Here is a 20,566-nt window from a genome sequence, read left to right as displayed (position 1 = left end):
CAAATAATTCTGCGATTTATGCGTTCACAGTTGACGAATTTCTGCCAGTCAATCGGCATTCAACCATATGGTCGCCCTGGTCTTGCTCAGGGTGGCATTCCCGGAGACCACCGCGAAGTTCACATAGAACTCGAGCGATTCTGCTCCGCCAATTGCCAGCCCAGACAGAGGGTAGCGCACATAGCTCTGCCCCGGCGAAACGCTGAGCAATCCGCTCGTGGCTACATAATTGGCATTATAGATCGCGGTCCCATCTTGCGTGGCATAGGATATCGTCACGGGACTGGTGCAACCCGCCCCAGGTATGATCTGAGAATATCCTGAATATGGCTGCCCATACTTCACAAGAGTGAAGCCGTAATCTACGATGTCGATATTGCAATTGGCTGGCGGAACGAAAGTCGTAGTGACAATTAACTGTCTACTTCCGGCCGCATCAAAAGAATATTCGACTAGCGCGTTACTGCCTACATTCACCTGAATCAGACGCCCCAAGGCATCATACCGGTAAGTTGTGCTCTCTTGCGCATGCGCAGCCGTACCGAACATCGTCGCCCCCATCAAGGCAACACCCTTGAGCCAAGCAAGACGCACGCGATCGCCCCCACTTCTGATCCAACGCAGTTGATAGTATGCCCATGCCGACGAGCAGCAATAACAAACCAGCCATGGCGACGAAAACTAGGATTTAATTACTGACATAAGCATTAGAATTGCAGAATTATGACGAATATCATGGAAATTCCATTCCGGTTCCGTTTTTTGGTACTGACGCTATCCAGGATCAGGGCCCATCGATGTGGCGCGCGATCTGATTCAGGCTCGGTGAGGGGACTGGATGTGAGCGGCCTGTAGGGTCAGGACTCATTGATGTGAGAGGTGCGATCTGATTGAGGCTCCGCAAGGAGACTGACTGTGAGCAACCTGTACTGGCTGACGGACAAGCAAATGGCGCGGCTCGAGCCGTATTTTCCAAGGAGCCACGAGCCCATCAAATACGACAAGCGCCGCTACAGACGCCGCAATCGCATCGAGATCATGTTCGGCCGTTTGAAGGACTGGCGCCGCGTCGCTACCCGTTACGACCGCTGCCCCACCGCCTTCTTCTCCGCCATCGCGCTCGCCGCCACCATCATCTTCTGGCTATGACCAATGAGTCCTGACCCTAGACGGGATCGTGGTTGGAGTAGATTACCGACACGATTTTCCACCCGCGCTCGGTGCGCACGGTCGCCGAGCAGCCATTGCGCCTTGGGCAATTCGTCCAGCAGGGCTGCTGCACCGATATGATCGCTGATCTGACCCGCGGTCATGAAGCAGCGCAAGGGGCGGCCATTCGCGTCGGTGACGGCATGGAGCTTGGTGTTCATACCGCCTTTGGTGCGCCCGATCAGGCGCCCGAGGTCCCCCTTTTTACCGCCAGGCTCGATGCCGTGCGGTGCGCCTTCAAATAGGTCGCGTCGATCATCACCGTCTTGCGATCGGCGCTTGCAGAGGACGGGCCTTCCATCATCCGGGTGAAGACGCCCATCCGGCCCCAGCCCTTCCAGCGGTTGTACAGCGTCTTGTGCGGCCCATAGTCTTTCGGCGCGTCCCGCCAGTGCAGCCTGTTGCGATTGACGAAGAGGATCCCGCTCAACACCCGCCGATCGTCAACCCGTGGCCTGCCATGGCTCTTCGGGAAATACCGCTGCAGCCGCGCCATCTGCCCGTCCGTCAGTATAGCTCGCTCACATCCGGTCTCCTTGCGGAGCCTCAATCAAGATCGCGCCTTTCACATCAATGGGTCCTGACCCTGGATAGCGCCAATCATGGGAGAGGCGGCCATTGCGCGAAACGCCGGAACGACCCAATCGCGGAACCGCGCGATCTTGCGCGTGTGCCGGCGGTTTTCGGCATAGACCAACCAGTAGGCAGTGCCTTCATCGGCCATGTTGGCGAAAGGGCATATGAGCCGCCCACTCGCGATTTCCGTGCTCCACAGCATCGGGGTCATCAGCGCAATTCCATGCCCTGCAATCGCCGCCTGCCCTTCGGTTGCCTGCGAGTCCATGCGAATTCCGCCGCGCCCGAGATCGCCCCCGATCTCCACTCCGGCGCTGCGGAACCATATCGGCCACCATCGATCCTGCGGGCTGATCCTCTGCATATTCCGGGCTTCCCGCGCATCCAGCGGCAGACGGCGGCCCTCGAGCAGGGCCGGACTGCACATCGGGGTGAAAACCACCGCAGCCAGATGCTCGGACTTCAGGGCCGGCCAATCCCCGCGACCGGTTCGTATTGCAACATCGATGCGAGCTTCCGCGAGGTCGATCACGGTGCTGCTGACTTCGAGCTCGATCTCGATATCCGGATGAGCGGCTTGAAAGGAGCCGATGTTTCGCGCGAGCCAGTTGCTTGCAATGCTCGCCGTCGTGGCAATTCGCAGTACCGTCTCGCTCTCGCCGGTCAGCTCGTCGAACGCCATTTCGATCTCGTCGAAAGCGGTCGCCAACCGTGATGCGACGCGAGCGCCCCCGACAGTCAACTCGGCGCGTCTTCCTCGCCGGACAAAGAGCGGTTCGCCGACCCGCTCCTCGAGTATCTTGATCTGATAGCTGATGGCGGCCTGGGTCATCCCCAGTTCGGAGGCGGCCGCCGTAAACGTGCCCTTGCGCGCGACCGCTTCAAATGCCCGAACTGCAGGAAGCGGGGGTAGCCGTCGCATGGCGCTTGATAAAGCCTCTTGATAAGGCAAGTCGATCCTTTTGTTGGAAGCCGCCGCCGAAGATCTGCATCTCCTTCTGGTCCGCCTCCAGTCCAGAGCAGAGGGCCGCCATGATTGACGAGATGTATGATCGCGCCTGGGTCGAGCATCGCCAACGCGTCAGCCGAGATATGCGGGCTCTGCTCCGAGGGATTTGGGGAGCGTTGAAACCCATGCTCAAGCGCAGGTCGCCGGCTGCGGACGGAAAGTTCGACATCCCTGTTTCCGCACGAAAGGGAGGAGAATGCGTTGGCTCGGATGAACGATCCAGCGCAGCCGATCTGGGATGAGTCATCTTGCGGATACGTCCTGTCCAAACCCATTCGCTTTCTCCGTCGGAGGGTAGATCTTCGGCTTGGACGAGCACCGCGACGGGTGACGATCGGTGCTCGCCATCGGCGCGCGGACGATGACATCGGGGCTGCTTGGGAACGTCTGCTTTCGAGATTGCCTGCCTGAAACCGGACAGTCCGCCACCGGGCCAAAATCGGTTGCTCGACACCTGGCGAGCCTCTCCGGTCACCGCAGCCCCCTCTTAGGCATTGCCCATGTGCGGCATGGCTTGGCTCGTTCAGATGACGCCGTTCCGGCGGGCGATCACTCTTCCCGATATCTGCCGTCCGTCGTGTTTGGCTTGCTGTGATGCAGCGTAGACCTGCGCGCGCAATCCCAGATTCAATGAGATCGGAGCAAATTTCCGGGATCCTTGTCGCGTCTCAGTAATCTGCGTGCGCTTCATCGTACATCGCACATGGCGTGCAGGTTTCTGTGGGGGCAGGCATGCATCTTCGTTTGCTGACGTCCGCGAGCATGATCGCGATTGGATTTGCCGCGGTCGCGCAAGCCCAGGAGACGGCGGCCTATCAATATGACGCGCTCGGCCGCCTCATATCCTCACGGATTTCCGGCGGCCCGAGCAATGGCATCGCCGGCGCGACAAGCTTCGATTCGGCCGGAAACCGGACGAGCTATGCCGTTGCCGGCGTCTCCGCGGCCGGCGGCCACCGGAACAGCATCGGGCAGACGGCAACGGGCGAGGCCCGGGGCAGGGCTCGGGGCTCCAGTATTCGCGACTAGCCGCTCGGAGAGGCGCCGGGATTTCGGACGTGTGCGGCACGCGCCGATCGCGAACCCGGCTGCCGGGCAATCTTCCAAATGGTTTCGGGCAGGAGGGACATCGTGGGCAGTAGGACAACTATGTTCGGCAGGATGGGAAGGCGCCTCGTTCCGATGCTTGCATCGCCGGCGCGCGCGATCATGCGGCTCGGCCCGCTCGCTCTCGCCCTGATGCTGGTACCCGCGGCGGCGAAGGCGCAGGACAACTCGGCGCAGAACCAGCCCGTGGTCAATCCGCAGCCTGATATCAACGGCGTCGATGTCGCCAGTGCGCAATACTCCGTCGCTTCGGCGCTCGGTTTCAGCGCGCCGGGGGCGGAGCATCTGCAGGTTCGATCCGTCTTCAACGGGCGGCGATTCACCACCAATCTCGAAACCTATCTGACCGACGACACGCTGACGGAACCCGATAGCGGCAACCCCAACAGCCGACAGATAAAGGTGCATGTCGAAGGCGTAGACAGAATCTTCGTCTGCGCGACCATCGGGCTGTGCCAACAAATCGCGAAGGTAGACGGTGCCCGTCTCACCCGCACCGCAGACAAATCCTATGGCTTCCAGGGGCGCGACGGCACGCTCGTCAGCTTCTTCCCGATGTATGTCGAGCCGATTCCGTTCTGCATGGGCGGCAGCGCCGGCTGCAACGGCGCGAACTATGGCGGTTTCGCCTATGCCTCCTCGATCACCTATGCGAATGGCGAGAAGCTCACCCGCGTGACGCTGACGATTGGTACGGCCGTCGGACTCGATCTAAGTAACCGACTGGATAATCGTCCCCGCATTAATGTGGACACAAATGTTCTGATAAACATTTTGGATAGGCCGGGATCAACCTCCGCAGAGAATGCTATGGCGGCACTGCGGGGCAGAGTTGCTACGATATCGCCTTACGCGATGCTGGAATACGGTGAAGGCAGCGCGAAGCAGGGGATATCGCGTGCTACCGCGATGGCGTGCCTGAATGCGTTCCTTGCTACTGAGAAGGCGGAAATTACTGCGCCGGGGAGTCTGTTCACTATCGTGAGGCTAATGACGGTGAACGGTTTGACGTACAACGACGCCGCCATTGTCGCGGCCGGTTCCGATCATGGCATTAGAACACCAACTTCCGATATCCGGACTCTCGCGAGGAAGGTTCCTGCTTTGACAGAAACTTATAAGCCACAATGAATTAATTGGTGGAGCTCCGATGAAAATATCCGAAATAGACGCCTTGGCGGCTCTCGAGAAATCAGCTTCTGATGGTCCTTGGTATGTACGGCACATGGATGATGAAGATTATATGGGAGCTGTTGCAATAGCCAATACTCCGCCGGTTTCGGTAGAAGGCAGCATGCGCTCCGGAGGATGGCCAGGCAATTCAGTGATTGCTGTCTGTCTTCTGCAGGCACCACCATATGCAATCATCGATGATGATCGTTTTGAAGAAAATGCGCGCTTGATATGTGAAATTCGTAACAATTTGCCTGAGATATTGCGGTTGGCAAGGTTAGGATTGTCAAATAGTCTTGATGGAGAGGGGAAGTAATTGAGGTTGCTGCACATCAAGGGGTCGGTGCTTTGATTGACTACTGTCAACGATATCCGGAACCAGCTAGGGTCAGGACCCATTGATGTGGGCGGGCTGATGTGTTCAGGCTCCGGTGAGGAGGCTGGATTTGAGTGACCTTTACTGGCTGACGGACGAGCAGATGGCGCGGCTTGAGCCGTATTTTCCGAAGAGCCACGGCAGGCCCCGTGTCGATGATCGCCGGGTGTTGAGCGGGATGATTTCGTCAATCGCAACGGGCTGCGCTGGCGGGGCGCGCCGAAGGACTATGGGCCGCACAAGACGCTGTACGACCGCTGGAAGCGGTGGGGCGACAAGGGTGTTTTCCTTCGGATGATGGAAGGTCTGGCGACGCCTCAGGCCACGGGGCGCAAGACGATCATGATCGACGCGGCCTATTTGAAGGCGCGCCACCGCCGCTGCCCTTTCAGCACTATGCTCAACGATGACCGCAACTCCGCCAGTCAGAATGACAGCGCCGCTGGAGCCCCCCTCCGTCACGCATGAACGAACGTCCTTCAGTGGGATGTTGAGTTTCCGAAATTCTGTTTCGCCGTTCATGTGGGTGCATACCACCAGCGGATCGATCAGGCCGAGTATAGCGGTGGCAATGGAACGTCCGCAATTGGGGCGGTTGCCGCCTGTCCGCTCCCGGGCGGGCTCAGCTGCGGCTAGCCGATCAAAAACGGGTAGTTAGCGGCCGTTCCAACCGCCCGTGCTCAACGCAGCTTGCTGCGATAGCGAAAGCCGGGGGTTTTCCTTGCCTCCCACACCGTCGCGAATTGCTTGCTCCACCCCATGCAGTCGGGCGAATATGGGTCGCCATCTTGGACTAGAGCGTACTCAATACGAAGCGCCATATTGGACGGCCCCTCATGGGAAATCCGATCAGGCGTCCAGTCTGGATATCCGATGAACCATTGTTCCAGCAGGCTTTGAGCCGCATTCATATCGCGCTCGAATATCGCCCGAAGTTGAGCGATAGCTGGCCTAGTTGGGCCCAAAGTCTAACTATCTCGCCAATCCCCACCATTTCGGTAGGTTTTTAGCTGCAAGCAAAACAAAGGTGGGTTGCGCGTTTCTGCAGTGATTCCCGCAAGGGATGATAATTCCGCTCTGCGAGGTTCTTGATGGGCTTCGCATTCGGGAAGTTATGCTGAAATCATATTGGTCAACCCGCCTGATGTACATTCAGGGGGATAGCATAGTCATGCGACATAAGGACTGCGCGAATCAGGATAATATGCCTGGAAGGCGCGCAAACGTCCTCCATTTATTCGGAGGGGTGACGGCTGCGGCACTCACCGCGCCGTTCGTGCTGATCAGCCCGGCACAGGCACAGTCCGGTGCCGCCGCGGACGAGCAGGACGCCATCGTCGTCGTGGGCTCGCGCAGTGGCAACAAGGCGCTCGAGAGCTCGGCTCCGGTCCAGCTCGTCAGCGGCGAAGACCTGCAGGCCACCGGCGCCCGCACCTTGTCCGAAGCGCTCCAGCGCCTCGTACCGTCCTTCAATTTCCCGACCTCGGTGCCGTCGTCGAACGCGGCGAGTTTCGTCAAGGGCGTGTCCCTGCGCGGGCTGGCAGCGGATGAGACGCTGGTGCTGATCAACGGCAAGCGCCGCCACGCAACTGCCCAGCTCAATGCCGGCAGCGGCGTCGCCAAGGGCGCACAGACCGTCGACCTCAACAGCATTCCCCTGAGCGCGATCGAGCGCGTGGAGGTGCTGCTCGACGGCGCATCCGCGCAATATGGCTCGGACGCGATCGCAGGCGTGGTCAACATCGTGCTCAAGAAGCAGGCCGGGCACGGCAATCTCGCGATTCAGTACGGCGTCAACGACAAGGGCGATGGCGAGGCCAAGAGCATCGAAGGTTCGATCGGCGCCAAGCTGCCGGGCGATGGCTCGGTCACGCTGGCCTTTGACGTATGGGACGTCGGGCGCACGCGCCTTTCCGGGCGCGACAACCGCACCATGTATTTCGCCGGCGATGCGCGCGAGGCAAACTATCCCAACCGCAACTGGTTCTATGGCAGCGGCGCCACCAAGCGCGAAAACCTGCTGCTCAATGCCGAGAGCACGGTTGGCGGGGTGACGCTCTATCTCAGCGGCAGCTATGGCTGGCGGAAGGACGAGGGCTTCGGCAATCTGCGGCAGCCCAGTGCCGACCAGACGGTGCGCGCATTGTTCCCTGACGGCTTCCAGCCCTTCCTGCGTGTCCATTCGCGTGACGCCTCGATCGGCGGCGGCGCGCGCTGGTCGGGCAAGGCGGGCGATTTCGACCTGGGGGCCAATTATGGCCGCAACCGGGTGGAGAGCCTGGTCTACAACACCAACAATGCCAGCCTGGGCACTGCCAGCCCGACCTCGTTCGATACCGGCGACCTGCTCAACGAGCAGGCCAATGTCACCTTCGACTGGAAGCGCCCCTTCGAGACCGGTTTCCTGCGCGCGCCGCTCAACGTCGCGGCGGGCCTGGCCTATCGCCACGAGGCTTACCAGGTGTTCGAGGGCGACCATGGCTCCTGGGCCAATGGCGGCGTGCCGATCCTCGACGGTCCCAATGCCGGCAAGGTGGCGACTCCGGCTTCGCAGGGCTTTGGCGGCTTCTCGCCCGATGACGCGGGGCGCAGCACGCGCGACGTCGGCGGCGGCTATCTCGAGCTCGAGACCGAACTCGCCAAGGGCCTGCGGGTAACCGCGTCCGGACGCGTCGAGCATTATTCCGACTTCGGCACGACCGCGAACGCCCGCCTGGCGCTGCGCTATAAAGTAACGCCGAAGCTCGCCTGGCGCGGTAGTGCCGGCACCGGCTACCGCGCGCCGTCGCTTGGCCAGTCCGCCTATTCGCGCACGATTCCGAACATCACCAACGGCGTGCTTGCGACGAACAAGCTCGCCCGCGTGGACAGCGCGGTCGCCCGTGCGCTCGGCGCGACGCCGCTCAAGCCGGAAAGGGCGACCAACCTGTCGACCGGCCTCGTCTGGACGCCGAGCAGCGACCTGTCGGTGACGGTCGATTTCTACCAGACGACGATCGACGACCGCATCGCCCTGTCCGAGACGCTGACCGGCACGCTGGTCCGCCAGGTGCTCACCAGCGCCGGCTTCCCGACCTATTCGGGCGCGCAATATTTCACCAACGCCGTCGATACCCGCACGCGCGGCATCGACGCGACCGCGCGCTATCGCTGGCGTCTCGGCCAGGACCAGAAGCTCGACCTGAGCGCCGGCTTCAATCTGAGCGATACCAGGATCACGCACATCAAGGCGACCCCGGCGGTGCTGGCGGGCAGCGGCCTGACGCTGATCGGGCACGAAGCGCGCGGGCTGATCGAGGAATGGAACCCCGACACCTTCGTGCGCCTGGCGGCCGACTACACCAATGGCGGGTTCGACGCGCATCTCTCCGGCACCCGCTACGGCACCTATTGGGCGCGCAATGCGGTGGTCGCCTATGACCAGCGCTTCGGGCCGCAGGAGGTCGTCAATCTCTCCGCGGGCTACCGGCTGTTCGCCAATGCGCGCGTCTCGGCCGGCATCAACAACCTGCTCGATAGCCATCCCGACCAGGTCCTGCCCGCCGCCCGCAATCCCGTGGTCGCCCTCTATTCGGGCCTGTCGCCCGAAGGCGGTGCCGGCCGCACCTATTTCGCTCGTCTGGACCTGTCCTTCTAAGGAGCCCCTTCCCATGAAATCCCGATATCTCAGTGCGTTGCTGATCGCCGCGGCCGGCCTTTCCGGCGCCGCCAGCCTGTCCTCCATTCCCGTCCTCGCGCAGGAGCATGTAGCGGTCGAGGAACATGGCCCCGCCGAGACACGCGCGGCAGTGATCGCGGCTATCGACGCCTATCGCGTCGCTGTCGTGAAGGGCGACCGGGCAGGGCTGGACGCCGCGTTTCACCCCGACCTTTCCTACGGCCATACCGATGGCGAGGTGCTTTCCAAGGCTGCGCAGATCGACCGGACCCTGGCGCCAGGCAAGCGCTTCACCGCGGTGGACATCGCCGATGCCCGGGTCCGCAGCTATGGCGATGTCGCCTATGTCACCGCCGGCTGGACGTTCCACCTGAGCAAGGACGACGGCACCACCAGCACCGCGCGCCTCTCGGGCCTCGACGTGTGGACCAAGGGTCGGCGCGGCTGGCAGCTCATCGCCCGCCAGCTGACTCGCCCCGCGCAATAATCCCTTTTTCCAAGCGAGACATTCCATGGCCCGATTTGCCCTTCGTTCGAAGCTGCTCCTGCTGCTGGCAGGAACGGCGCTGCCCCTTGCCGGCGCGCATGCCCAGAGCTTCACGCCGGAACAGCTCCAGGCGGCGACCGCCCTCCAGGAGCGGCTGCCCAATCTCGACAACCATCTCGACATTCCCTTCGACTTCGGCACCGGGGAGCATGATCCGGGCAAGGACGGCCCCGACCAGTTCGACTTCGTCAAGGCGAAGCGCGGCCGGCTGAAGGGCGTCGTGCTGGCGATCTTCGTGCCTCAGAACGCCCGGACGCCCGCCGGCTATGCCGAAGCCGCGGCCAAGGGGCAGCAGAAGCTGTCCGCCATCCAGGGCGTGGTCGCGCGCTATCCCGAACAGGCCGCGATTGCCCATTCGCCCGATGCGCTGCGCGCGATCGAGGGCTCGGGCCGGGTTGCGATCATCCTGTCGATCCTCAACGGCAATCTGATCGGCAAGGATCTGCGCCAGCTCGATGCCTGGCACGACAAGGGAGTGTCGATCTTCGGTTTCACCCATGCCGGCAACAACGACCTGGCGGATTCCGCCCGGCCCAATTTGCTGCGCGGCGACAAGCTGAGCGAACATGGCGGGCTCTCGCCGCTCGGGCGGCAGGCCGTCGCTCGGCTCAACGATCTCGGCGTGGTCATCGACGTGTCGCAGATCACGGGGCAGGCGGTGCGGCAGGTGCTGGAGCTGAGCCGCGCGCCGGTGATCGCCTCGCATTCGAACGCGCGCGCGGTGATCGATCATCCGCGCAACCTCGACGACGCGACGTTGCAGGCGATCGCGGCGAAGGGCGGCGTGGTCGCGATCAACGCCTATAGCTCCTGGGTGAAGGCATTTCCGCCTGAAGCGCTTGCCAAGCTCAATGCGGTCCGCCGCCGCTACGGCATTCCCGAGGACAAGACGCCTGCGGGCATCCAGCCGCTGTCGGACAAGGGCGTGAAGGTGCTCCCGCCCGAGGTCTTCGCAAAGTACAGCGCGGAATTCCACGAGATCACCGGCAGCCCGGACTATCGCGCGACGCTGAAGGATTATGTCGACCAGATCGACTATGTCGTGAAGAAGATCGGCATCGACCATGTCGGCATCTCGTCCGACTTCAACCATGGCGGCGGCGTCATCGGCTGGAACGATGTCGGCGAGTCCGTCAACATCACCGCCGAACTGCAGCGTCGCGGCTATGGCGAGGCGGATATCGCGAAGCTGTGGGGCGGCAACTTCCTGCGCGTCTGGGGCCAGGTGCAGGCGCTCGCCAAGCCGAGGGCCGGCAAGTGAGGATCGACCGCCGCGCAACATTGGGGCTGCTTGCCGCCGCTCCACTGCTCCCCGGGGCAGCGCGTGCCCGTCCCGTTGCACCGGGGAGCCGTTCGGCGATCGTGATCGGTGCGGGGATCGTCGGCGCCGCAATCGCCTACGAACTCGCAAAGCGCGGCGTGGCGGTCACCCTCCTCGAGAAGTCCAAGGCTGCGGCGGGGGCGACGGGCGATTCCTTCGCCTATCTCAACGCCTCGACCAAGACCGGCTCGCGGCCCTATTTCCAGCTGAACTGGCTGGGCATGGCCGGCTGGCGGATCTGGCAGCGGGAGCCGGGGGCGGCGCTTCCCCTGCAATGGGGTGGTGCCACCTATTGGCGCGATAGCGAAGCCGAGTCCGCGAAGCTGGGCGAGAGCCTGCGGATCGTGCAGCAATGGGGCTATGCCGGGCGTCGCCTGGACGCGCCCGGGCTCCAGGCGTTGTTGCCCGGGCTCGCCATCGGCCTGGTCTCCGCGGCGGCCTTCTTCCCTGAAGAGGGCGCGGTGGACCCGGCCGGTGCCGTGGCCGCGCTGATCGAGCGGGCGGGCAAGCTCGGGACGAAGCTGCGGGCGCCAGTGGCGGTGCATTCGCTCATCGTCCGGGACGGGAAGGCCGTTGGCGTGCGAACGGCGGACGGCGCGATCGAGGCGGATACCGTGGTGTTGGCGGCCGGCCTGGGCAGCGAGGCGCTGGCGGCACAGGCCGGCGTGCAACTGCCGCTCACCGCTTCGCCCGGCGTCCTGCTCCACACAAGGCCGCAAAGGCCGGCGCTCGATCGAGTCGTCTTCGGGCCGCGCAGCACCTTCAAGCAGATGCCCGACGGGCGCTTCGTCGCCAGCATCAGCGGGCATGAAGGCGGGGCACCGGCGGGTGCCGGAGTGGAGGCCTTCGGGAAGACCATCCAGGACGCCGCCGCTTGCTATCTTCCCGCTTTGGGGAAGGCCGAGATCGAACGGGTCAGTATTGGCCAGCGCGTGGTCCCCAGGGATTCCTTGCCGGTCGTCGGCTTCGCGCCGCGCCTGGGCGGTCTCTATGTCGCGGTCACCCATAGCGGCGTCACGCTGGCGCCCGCGCTGGGCCGGCTGGCCGCGCTGGAGATACTCGATGGCGTAGTCGCCGATCCGCTTGCCAATTACCGGCTCGGCCGCTTCGCCTAGGCGTCGAGCGTCCAGCTGCTCGGCGGCACGCGATCGACATGCGTGGCTATAGAACTCTTCCGCACCGAATATGCGCTGCCGCTGATCCCGCCCCAGATCGCGGCGGTGGCGGCGACCTGGTCCGAGCATGTCTTCTCGATCCTGCTGATATTGGGTCTCGCAACGCGCTTCTCGGCGCTGGCGCTGCTTGGCATGACTTTGGTGATCGAGGTCTTCGTCCATCCCGATGCCTGGCCCACCCATTTGAGCTGGACGGCGATCCTGTTGCCGCTGATCTTTCGTGGAGGTGGCGCCTGGTCGTTGGATGCTTTGCATCGTCGCGTCAGGATTTCGGAATAGGCAGCGGCCAAACAGGGATGGTTAGGGTCAGGGCCCATTGATCAGAGCCAGAAGATGGCGGTGCCAGCAAGCGCGATGGCGGAGAAGAAGGCGGTTGGGTATCGGTCGTAGCGGGTTGCGACGCGGCGCCCGTTCTTCAGGCGGCCGAACATGATCTCGATGCGGCTGCGGTGCTTGTAACGGCGTTTGTCGCATCTGATCGGCTCGTTGCGCGCTTTTCGGCCGGGTATGCAAGGCTTTATGCCTTTCTCCCGCAGTGCGTCCCGGAACCAGTCGGCGTCATAGCCCCGGTCGGCGAGCAGCCATTGCGCCTTTGGCAATTCGTCCAGCAGAGCAGCCGCGCCGATATAATCACGTGACCCGGATGCACCGACTTTGGCCCGCTTGGGGGGCGAGTGCCCGGCGCTCGATATGAGCATCACTTTCTTCGGCAACGACTATCAAGTCGTCCGCCATGTCCGCATTGGAGTGTTGAGGGCGGGTTCCCGGTATTCTAGGTGCGCACGCATGCCCATCCCACGCTGCGGACGGGTGGGGCATGTCTTCTGGGACGCGGCTACAGCCTATGCGGTCGCAAGGCTTCTGGGAGAGGGCATGGACGTGGGCGGGGGAGAGCGGAACGGACAGGCCGGCGAGCGGATTGCGTCGAGGCTGTCACGCTGGCGCAGGGGCGTGATATTCGCACTCCTCGCGGCCGCCATCGTCGAGCGCGTGGCGTGGAGCGTCGCAAGCTCCGCCTGGAGCGCCGGCGGCGAAGCCTTCCTCGTCGCCTATGCATTCTCCCAGGGGCATGGCTTCGCATCCGCCTATGGCTTGGATCATGGCGCGACCGCGCATCTGCTTCCGATCAGCCCCGGTCTCGCCGGTACGGTCTATTGGCTGCTCGGCTATACGCCGCTCGCGGAGCTGGTGCTGGCCGCATGGTCGATCGGCCTCGCCCTCGGCAGCTATCTGCTGCTGGACCGGGCCTTTGCGCGGCTGGGCGTCGGCGTGGGGCCGCGCCTCCTCGCGCTGGCCTTTCTCTGCCTGGCGCCTACCTATATCGCGCAGGAGGCAGTGGATTTCCGCGTCTGGGAAGGGGGGCTGGCGGCCTTTCTGTCGGCACTGATGCTGGATCAGGCCCTGGCGGCCGACCGCGAGGATGCGCCGCGCCGGCACGTCCATGTGGTCATCGCGACAGCGCCGCTATTGTTCTTCGTCAATCCGCTGATGGGGGCCGCGGCGTTCCTCTCGCTGGCGCTCCTATGGGCCGGGCGGGTGCCGCTGGGCGTCCTTGCCCGGCGCATGACGATGTCGGTTCTGCTCCTGGCGATGTTCGTGGTCCCCTGGGCGATTCGCAACCAGCGCGTTCTCGGCGAGCCCGTGCTGCTTCGGAGCAATGCCGGGCTGGAACTCGCCCTTGCGCATTATCCCGGCGTCCCTGTTCGCGGTGATCGCGATGATGCGTTCGTCGCGCGATTGCACGCGATCCATCCGCTTCAGAGCCGCGAGGCCCGCGCGACGATGGTGGCCAGGGGAGGAGAGCTGGCCTATTCCCGCGCATTGGGCAACGAGGCGATGGCGACGATCGCCGCGAATCCCGGACGGGCGGTCGCCGTGATGCTGGCCCATGTCGGCGACATGATCACTCCGGGTCCCTGGATCTTCCGCATCTGGGGAATCCAGGGGCTCGCACCGATTCAGTCGGCGCTGGCGACCATGGTCGGGCTGCTTGGCATCGGGGGCTTGATCGCGGGGCTCGGACTGGGCGGGCGGCGATGGCTGTTCGTTGCGATACCGATCATCGTTCCGGTTCTGGCGGTCGCGCCCTTTCAGCCGGTGATGCGCTATACGTATCTGATCTACGCGCCGCTCGCATTCTGCGGCGCCTGCGGTCTCTCGCTCCTGGTGGAACACTTCCGGAGGCAGCTTCGCCGACGGCGATCGTCCGGATCGGCGACCGGGGATACGAGCGCAGCGCGGTAGCAGGGGCTCGATTTTCGGCCGTGATCTCTCCGATGGACTCGGGGCCGCGCACCCCAGTTCCGGCGGGAAACCGACACCGGATCGGTGAAGCCCCTGTGGGATCGGTGAATGATGATCGGCGGCGCGGGACGGCGCGCGGATCGGCTATGGTCCGGCTGCGACAAGCACCGGCGGAGGAGCGTCCATGGCTTCTCGCAAGGCAGGCTGGCGGGAGCGGCTGACCGGAAGAGGCGTGCCTTCGCGCATGTGCAGCCGCCAGCGGTCGCCGTCACGTTCCAGGCGCTGCACCTGGGACAGGTTGGCGATCACCGACCGGTGGACCCGCAGAAAGCCCGGCGGCAACTGGGCCGCCAAGCCGTCGAGGCGCGCGGCGTGCAGCAAGCTGCGACCGCCGACCAGCCGCAGCTCGACATAGTCGTCCGCTCCCAGCACGGCCAGGATCTCCGGGATCGGCACCAGCTCGACGCCGCGTGCCGAGGCTACGGTCAAGCGGTCCGGACGGCTGGCGGCGCGGGTCAGGGCAGCCTCGCGGCCCCGGTCGTCGCGGCCCAGTCGCACGACTTCGAACATCAGCAGCGGCAGCACGAGGGCGGCAGCGAGCAGGAAATAGGACAGGTCGGACAACCAGTTGGGAAACCCGAACGCCAGCGCGAGGAACAGCGCCAGCCAGGCAAGCGTCGGCCGCGCGCCAGGGATACGCATGCGCGCGCCGGCGCCGGCCGGCACGACGGCAAGCGCTACGCCCACGGTCAACGCCCAAACCGTCTTCACGTCGAATCCCGGAAGCAACGCCGTTGCCCCGACCGCGCCCAGGGCCAGGCCGACCATGGCGCCGCGCTGTCTGGGCAGGAACCGAGTGGAGACATAAGTGACCAGCAGAATCGCGAAGGCGGCCGCCAGCACCCAGATAGCGCTCATTCGCCAGGCATGCAGGGGATAGGAATAATCGAACAGCGCCCGCAGGCTCTCGACGATGGCCTGCAGCGTTGCGACCCCTGCCATCGCGGCCAGGATCAGGCTGGATCCCGTGCGGCGCATGGCATGGATGACGCCAAAGCCGAACGCCGCGGCCAACAGAATGCCGGCGGCCACGAAGGTGACCGCCAGCGGCACGATGCGCTGCGCATGGGGATAGGGCCCTACACCTATCGCACTCATCGGGCGGGCGAAGCGCAGGCCGCCGTGGAAGGACGACAGGTGCAGCACCAGCACATTCTCGCCGGATCGCCATGCACTTTCGCCGATCGGAAAGATCGCCTGGTAGCGTCCGGGGATTTCGGCCCGGGCGGAGGCGGCGGGGCGACCATTGTTGCCCAGGGGTCGATCATTGAGCCAAGCCTCTGACGAGGCGACGCCGGCCACATACAGGATGCGCGGCCGGTTGTCGGTGGGGGCGCCGATGATGGCGCGGATCCAGAGCTCACGCCCTTGCGGATCGATGAAATCCCCGATCGGCCGGCAGTCGCTCAGCGCAGGACCGGTTGGACCGGCCGCGGGCTGACAGGCTTGCCACGACATGTCCCGAGCAAGGGCCGAGGCCGGGAGCCCGATCAGGAGGACGCTAAGGAGCAGGATTCGCCACATGCGCTCCCTCTAGGGCGCAGCTCACCGAGATGCACCGCCATTCGCCGATGTGCGGACGCCATTGGCCGAAGGGGCATGGCTGCCGGTGCCGTGAGGCGCTCAGTTGGCGACATGACCTACACCTCGCTCAATCGCCGAGCCGTGATCGCCGCCGGCCTCGCTCTTCCCGCCCTGGCAATCGTCCGGGCTTCCGCCCAGACGGCGCCTTCCCCCCAGGCTGGCCCGTTCCGTTTCAAGGACCGGCGCGGCGAGGAGACCGACGCCGAACGCGGCTTCTTCGAAGTGCCGGAGGATCGCCGCGATCCGCTCTCGCGCAAGATAAAGCTCGGCTATGTTCGCTTCCGTTCGACCGCGGCGCGGCCGGGCCCGCCGATCATCTATCTGGCCGGGGGGCCCGGTGGCGAGGGATCGGGCGCGGCGACCGGGCCGCGCTTTCCGATCTTCATGGCGTTGCGGGCAGTGGCCGACGTCATCGCCTTCGACCAGCGCGGCACCGGCCTGTCGAGCACGATCCCCGAACGGCCGGTATCGAAACGTCCGCTGCCGATATTCACCGAGGCCGGGATGGCGGCGCATTTCCGTGAGGAGCTCCGGAGCGCCTGGGCGGACTGGATCCGGGCCGGCGTGGCCATGGCCGGCTACAACACCGAGCAGAGTGCCGACGACATCGACGACCTGCGCCGGCATCTGGGCGCGGAGAAGATCAGCCTGTGGGGGACCAGCTATGGCTCGCATCTGGCGCTGTGCGTGCTCAAGCGGCATGGCGACCGGGTGAGCCGCGTCGCCCTGTCTAGCCTGGAGGGACTGGACCAGACAGTGAAGCTGCCGGCGCGCAGCGATGTCTATCTGCGTCAGGTCGATGCGCTGCTCGGCGTCGATCCCGCCGCGCGCGCCGCGGTGCCCGACCTGCCGGCGCTGATGCGGCGCGTGCATGCCAGGCTGGAGGCGCAGCCGCTGGCGATGAAGGTGACGCTGCACGGCGCGCCCGGCGAGATCCGGATGGGCGGCTTCGGCGTGCAGTTGATCGCGAGCGGCCTGATCGCGAATCCTCGCGGCCTGGCGGTGCTGCCCGCCATGTACCTGGAGCTGGATGCCGGCAAGACGGACATGCTGGCGGAATTCCTGGGCGATCCCGCCGACCTGTTCAGCCTTCGCGGGATGCCCGAAGCGATGGACCTCGCCTCCGGCATCTCGCCGGCCCGCCTGGCACAGGTGCGGCGCGAGGGCAGGACCGCCGTGCTGGGCGAGGCGTTGAACTTCCCGATGCCGCAACTGGTGGGTGCCATTCCGGGCGTCGATCTGGGCGAAGGCTTCCGGGCACCGATCCGCAGCAATCATCCCGCGCTGCTGATCGCCGGCACGCTGGACGGCCGCACCGTGCTGGCCGAGCAGGACGAAGTGGCGGCGCAGTTCCGGCGGAAGGCGCGCGTGATTGTGGAGAATGCCGGCCACAACGTGTTCGAGGCGCATCCCGATGTGCAGGGGCTGCTGGTGCGGTTCTTCCGCGGCGAGGCTGTGGCGGACACCCGGCTGAGCCTGCCGCCCCCCAAGTTCCGGATCGCTTGATCGGCGGCCGGCAACGCGAAGCGAAGGGCGGAATCCCGGGAGGTGCGAGGGCGGCGTGAGGGCTGGTATCCAAGCGCAAGGCAAGCTTGGCGAAGGCGAGGCGAACAACGCCTCCCTTCGGGGTGTCGTCAGACCAGCCTCAGATCGGCCGGCTGCGCACGGGGAAAGACGGCCGCCATTCTATCGGCCGACAGCCCATATTGCCGCGCTACCAGCCCGCCGATCAGGGCGCGGTAGTCGGTAAGCACCGGCAGGTCTCGCGCCTGGTTGAGCGTCGCTGCCGACAGCGCCACTTGCGCGCCCGCCATCCGCCCGCCCGAAACGCCGCCGCCCATCACCCAATAGATGCTGCCATGGCCATGATCGGTGCCCTTGTCGCCATTCTCCCGGAAGGTGCGGCCGAATTCGGAGACGACGACGATGGTGGTCGATCGCCAGGCATTTGGTCCGATCGCATCGACAAAGCCGGCCAGTCCGCGCCCGAGTTCGCCGATCCGGTCGGCCAGATAGCCAGTCGCGTTGCCCTGGTTGACGTGCGTGTCCCATCCGCCGACATCGACGAACGCCAGGTTGAACTGGTCGCGCATCAGCGTGCCGATGCGTCGCGCCGACAGTTCGAACCCCTTGCTGCTCACGGCACCACGCCCAGCCGCCTTCATCTCCTCGTCGAGGGTCTTGAACACAGTTTCGCGCACGTGGAATCCCGCGGCGACCGATTGCGCGAGCTGGCCCTTCTTGCCGTACATCGACTCGATCATGGCCATTTGGCGCTGGTCGATCGGCTTTCCGACATTCGCGAGTGCCAGGTTGGGCACCGGCGCGGGATCGCCGCGGAAGCACAACGGCAATTGATCGGTGAACGCGATCGGCCGGTCGTCCTTGCCCAGCATCTGCGCCAGCCGGGCCAGAAAACCGGAACCATAGTTGCGCGACCCGCCGACGGGCTGGCCCAGTTCTATCGTATCCTGCGTTTCGAAATGGCTGCGGCTGAGGTCGTCGGTGCCGGCGAACGGCACGAACGCGATCTGGCGCTGTTGCCACAAGGGCAGGATGCTATCCTTGAGCGCGGGGTGCAGGCTCCAGTCGGCGTCGAGCGCGAGCGCTGCCTTTGGATCGGCGGAACCGGGCTTGGCCAGCGCGATCGTCGGGCGCGACTGATAGTAGAAATCACTGCTCGAGGGGACAATGATGCTGGTCGCGTCATAGGCGCCCCGCAGGAAGACGACGAGGAGCCGGCTGCCGGCCTGCGGCGCGGCGAAGGCGCGGCCGGCAATGACCAGCGGCGCAAGCGCGGCGCCGCCCCTGAGAAAGTCGCGGCGGTGGATCGGCAGCATCGAGGCATCTCCCGCTGTTCAACGGAGCATGAATTCGGGGGAGGAGAGGAACAGCGCATTCCACTCCTGGGGCGACGTCGCCCTGGCAAGCGCATCGCGCGTCGGCTGATGAAGTGTCGCATCGAGCCCGCCGAAATAGAGCGCGTTCTGCAATTGCGGAAACGCCGGCTGGTCGGCAGAGGCGCCGGGCGGGCGAAAGAGACCGGCGGAGCCGCCACCGATCTGACGCGCGATGTCGAACCTTGTCGCCATCTGGCCCGGCCCCGACCAGGCGCTCGACTGCATGTCATAGCCATCGGGCGTTTCGTGATTGTACAGGCCCTCGCCCATCCGGTTGAGCCAGCCGATTATCGGTTGTGCGTTGAGGATCACCCGATCGCCATAGGCATAGCGCACGGCCGATATCGCGTAATGGGCCGGATCCTTGAACGCCGTGCCGAGCGAGGTCTTGAACGCGGGGGACTCGATCATCGCGCGCAGCACCTGGGCGATGTCGCCGTCGCTGCGCCGAAACGTCCGCTCCATCCGCGCCACGACGGCGGCCGGCGGCGCGTCGCCCATGAAATATGTGGCGATCCGCAGCGAGACGTGATGCGCGGTTGCCGGTGAAGAGGCGATCAGGTCGAGCGCTTCCTCGACTTCCGCAAAGCCGCGCCCCTTGATCGCATGTCCCAGAAGATGCTTGTCGCCGAAGTCGTGGCGCGCGGGATTGAACTCGAACAGGCCGGCGCGAACGTAGAGCGGTTGCCATTGCGGCTTCAGCTTGGGCGTGTCCGGCTTGAGATCGACTCCGACGCCCGTCAGGATTCGCGCCAGTTCCTGCACGTCCTGCTGAGTGTAGCCGGAGTTAACGCCCATCGTATGAAGCTCCATGAGCTCGCGCGCATAATTCTCGTTGATGTGCCCTGCCGAATTCTGGTCGTTGTCGAGATAGCGCAGCATCGCCGGATGACGCAGCGTCGCTTCGAGCAGGTCGCGGAACTTGCCTAGCGCATGGGTATGGATCGTGTCCTCATAGTCGCCGACCATCGCCCGGATGTCGCGCTTTGGCGCGTAGACGTTGAAATGATTGAACCAGAACCAGGTCATCTGCTCGCGCAGCTGGTCGGGGGCGTAGAGTGCACGCAGGATCGATCGCGTGCGGGCCTCGTCGGCCAGTGCGTTCATGTCCTTCTGATAGGCGTCCCGCGCCGCCTTGCGCTGGGCGGGGTCGATCAACGCATTGGCCGCGCGATTGGCGGCGTCCTCATCGACGACCAACTGCGCCAACGGTTCGCGCGCGATGCGCATGGCGTCGACTTGACGCTGGACATCGGGAGGCGAGGCTACCGACGCTTCGCGCAGCTGCGCGTCCAGCCAATGACCCGTGCCGGGCACGGCATCAACGCCGAATGCCGATGTTTCCTTGCCCCATGTCAGCCTGTCGGCCCAGGTCAGCTTGTCAACGGTGCCGATCGATCTCCCCTGCGACGGCACCGACAAGGCGCACAGCGCCATCGCGACCGCAGGAATGCTGAGCTGAACTCTCGTCATCTGCCGATGATTCCTGAACGATCGGCCAATGCAACGAACCCGTTGAGCCCGGAAGGCCGACAAGCGTCACTGGCGCGATCCGCTTCATTCGACATGCGCCTTCCAAAATGAACCGGTGCTGTCTGGCGATAGCGGCGTCTGTCCGTGGCAATCC

Annotated in this window: 16 protein-coding genes and 4 pseudogenes; 12 read left to right on the top strand and 8 right to left on the bottom strand. The window is 64.5% G+C overall.

What is annotated here, in order from left to right:
- Nucleotides 1-48 precede the first annotated feature (48 nt).
- Complete coding sequence (locus FFS08_RS20565; RefSeq protein ID WP_137861765.1) at nt 49-594, bottom strand: hypothetical protein; 546 nt, start codon at nt 592-594, stop codon at nt 49-51.
- 393 nt (nt 595-987) lie between these two features.
- On the opposite strand from FFS08_RS20565, the pseudogene FFS08_RS20560 reads away from it, so the two are divergent.
- Nucleotides 988-1,149: pseudogene (locus FFS08_RS20560) on the top strand (transposase); the annotation flags it as partial.
- 65 nt (nt 1,150-1,214) lie between these two features.
- Here the strand turns inward: FFS08_RS20560 and FFS08_RS20555 are convergent.
- Nucleotides 1,215-1,705 (bottom strand): annotated as a pseudogene (locus tag FFS08_RS20555) (IS5 family transposase); the annotation flags it as partial.
- Nucleotides 1,706-1,774: 69 nt separating this feature from the next.
- Complete coding sequence (locus FFS08_RS20550; protein ID WP_137861764.1) at nt 1,775-2,707, bottom strand: LysR substrate-binding domain-containing protein; 933 nt, start codon at nt 2,705-2,707, stop codon at nt 1,775-1,777.
- A gap of 819 nt (nt 2,708-3,526) precedes the next feature.
- On the opposite strand from FFS08_RS20550, the gene FFS08_RS20545 reads away from it, so the two are divergent.
- The 4 genes and pseudogenes from FFS08_RS20545 to FFS08_RS20530 form a co-directional block, all read left to right on the top strand.
- Nucleotides 3,527-3,823, top strand: a complete 297-nt coding sequence (locus FFS08_RS20545; protein WP_137861763.1) for a hypothetical protein — start codon at nt 3,527-3,529, stop codon at nt 3,821-3,823.
- A 153-nt stretch (nt 3,824-3,976) separates the two neighbouring features.
- On the top strand, nt 3,977-5,032 hold the full coding sequence (locus FFS08_RS20540; RefSeq protein WP_137861762.1) for a hypothetical protein: 1,056 nt from the start codon (nt 3,977-3,979) through the stop codon (nt 5,030-5,032).
- Between the two features lie 19 nt (nt 5,033-5,051).
- On the top strand, nt 5,052-5,390 hold the full coding sequence (locus FFS08_RS20535; protein WP_137861761.1) for a hypothetical protein: 339 nt from the start codon (nt 5,052-5,054) through the stop codon (nt 5,388-5,390).
- A 130-nt stretch (nt 5,391-5,520) separates the two neighbouring features.
- Nucleotides 5,521-5,828, top strand: a pseudogene (locus FFS08_RS20530) (transposase); the annotation flags it as partial.
- Nucleotides 5,829-6,130: 302 nt separating this feature from the next.
- On the opposite strand, the gene FFS08_RS23875 reads toward FFS08_RS20530, so the two are convergent.
- A complete protein-coding gene (locus tag FFS08_RS23875) occupies nt 6,131-6,361 on the bottom strand; it encodes a hypothetical protein (protein WP_171015311.1) in 231 nt (76 codons plus the stop codon).
- 335 nt (nt 6,362-6,696) lie between these two features.
- On the opposite strand from FFS08_RS23875, the gene FFS08_RS20525 reads away from it, so the two are divergent.
- The 5 genes and pseudogenes from FFS08_RS20525 to FFS08_RS20505 form a co-directional block, all read left to right on the top strand.
- Complete coding sequence (locus FFS08_RS20525) at nt 6,697-9,087, top strand: TonB-dependent receptor plug domain-containing protein (protein WP_249341002.1); 2,391 nt, start codon at nt 6,697-6,699, stop codon at nt 9,085-9,087.
- A 13-nt stretch (nt 9,088-9,100) separates the two neighbouring features.
- Nucleotides 9,101-9,595, top strand: a complete 495-nt coding sequence (locus tag FFS08_RS20520) for a nuclear transport factor 2 family protein (protein ID WP_137861759.1) — start codon at nt 9,101-9,103, stop codon at nt 9,593-9,595.
- Nucleotides 9,596-9,620: 25 nt separating this feature from the next.
- Nucleotides 9,621-10,916 carry a dipeptidase gene (locus FFS08_RS20515; protein WP_137861758.1) on the top strand — a complete coding sequence of 432 codons (1,296 nt, stop codon included), beginning with the start codon at nt 9,621-9,623 and terminating at the stop codon, nt 10,914-10,916.
- Nucleotides 10,913-12,091 carry an NAD(P)/FAD-dependent oxidoreductase gene (locus FFS08_RS20510; RefSeq protein ID WP_249341001.1) on the top strand — a complete coding sequence of 393 codons (1,179 nt, stop codon included), beginning with the start codon at nt 10,913-10,915 and terminating at the stop codon, nt 12,089-12,091. Before FFS08_RS20515 ends, FFS08_RS20510 begins: the two co-directional genes overlap by 4 nt.
- 51 nt (nt 12,092-12,142) lie before the next feature.
- A pseudogene (locus FFS08_RS20505) lies at nt 12,143-12,430 on the top strand (DoxX family protein); the annotation flags it as partial.
- Between the two features lie 41 nt (nt 12,431-12,471).
- Here FFS08_RS20505 and FFS08_RS20500 read toward each other — a convergent pair.
- Complete coding sequence (locus FFS08_RS20500; protein WP_283214618.1) at nt 12,472-12,849, bottom strand: transposase; 378 nt, start codon at nt 12,847-12,849, stop codon at nt 12,472-12,474.
- Nucleotides 12,850-13,102: 253 nt separating this feature from the next.
- Here FFS08_RS20500 and FFS08_RS20495 point away from each other — a divergent pair, with 253 nt between their 5' ends.
- Complete coding sequence (locus FFS08_RS20495; RefSeq protein ID WP_137861756.1) at nt 13,103-14,395, top strand: hypothetical protein; 1,293 nt, start codon at nt 13,103-13,105, stop codon at nt 14,393-14,395.
- A 144-nt stretch (nt 14,396-14,539) separates the two neighbouring features.
- Here FFS08_RS20495 and FFS08_RS20490 read toward each other — a convergent pair whose 3' ends face one another.
- A complete protein-coding gene (locus tag FFS08_RS20490; RefSeq protein WP_137861755.1) occupies nt 14,540-15,979 on the bottom strand; it encodes a LytR/AlgR family response regulator transcription factor in 1,440 nt (479 codons plus the stop codon).
- Nucleotides 15,980-16,069: 90 nt separating this feature from the next.
- Between FFS08_RS20490 and FFS08_RS20485 the strand changes: the two genes are divergently transcribed.
- Nucleotides 16,070-17,545 carry an alpha/beta hydrolase gene (locus FFS08_RS20485; RefSeq protein WP_212742054.1) on the top strand — a complete coding sequence of 492 codons (1,476 nt, stop codon included), beginning with the start codon at nt 16,070-16,072 and terminating at the stop codon, nt 17,543-17,545.
- Nucleotides 17,546-17,673: 128 nt separating this feature from the next.
- Here the strand turns inward: FFS08_RS20485 and FFS08_RS20480 are convergent, their stop codons facing one another.
- Nucleotides 17,674-18,879: a DUF1501 domain-containing protein gene (locus FFS08_RS20480; RefSeq protein WP_212742053.1), complete on the bottom strand. Its 1,206-nt coding sequence runs from the start codon at nt 18,877-18,879 to the stop codon at nt 17,674-17,676.
- A gap of 18 nt (nt 18,880-18,897) precedes the next feature.
- A complete protein-coding gene (locus tag FFS08_RS20475) occupies nt 18,898-20,412 on the bottom strand; it encodes a DUF1800 domain-containing protein (RefSeq protein WP_137861753.1) in 1,515 nt (504 codons plus the stop codon).
- Nucleotides 20,413-20,566 lie beyond the last annotated feature (154 nt).

The sequence above is a fragment of the Sphingomonas sp. 1F27F7B genome (assembly GCF_005503355.1).
Classification (GTDB): Bacteria; Pseudomonadota; Alphaproteobacteria; order Sphingomonadales; family Sphingomonadaceae; genus Sphingomonas.
This window is presented reverse-complemented; position numbering and strand designations above follow the sequence as displayed.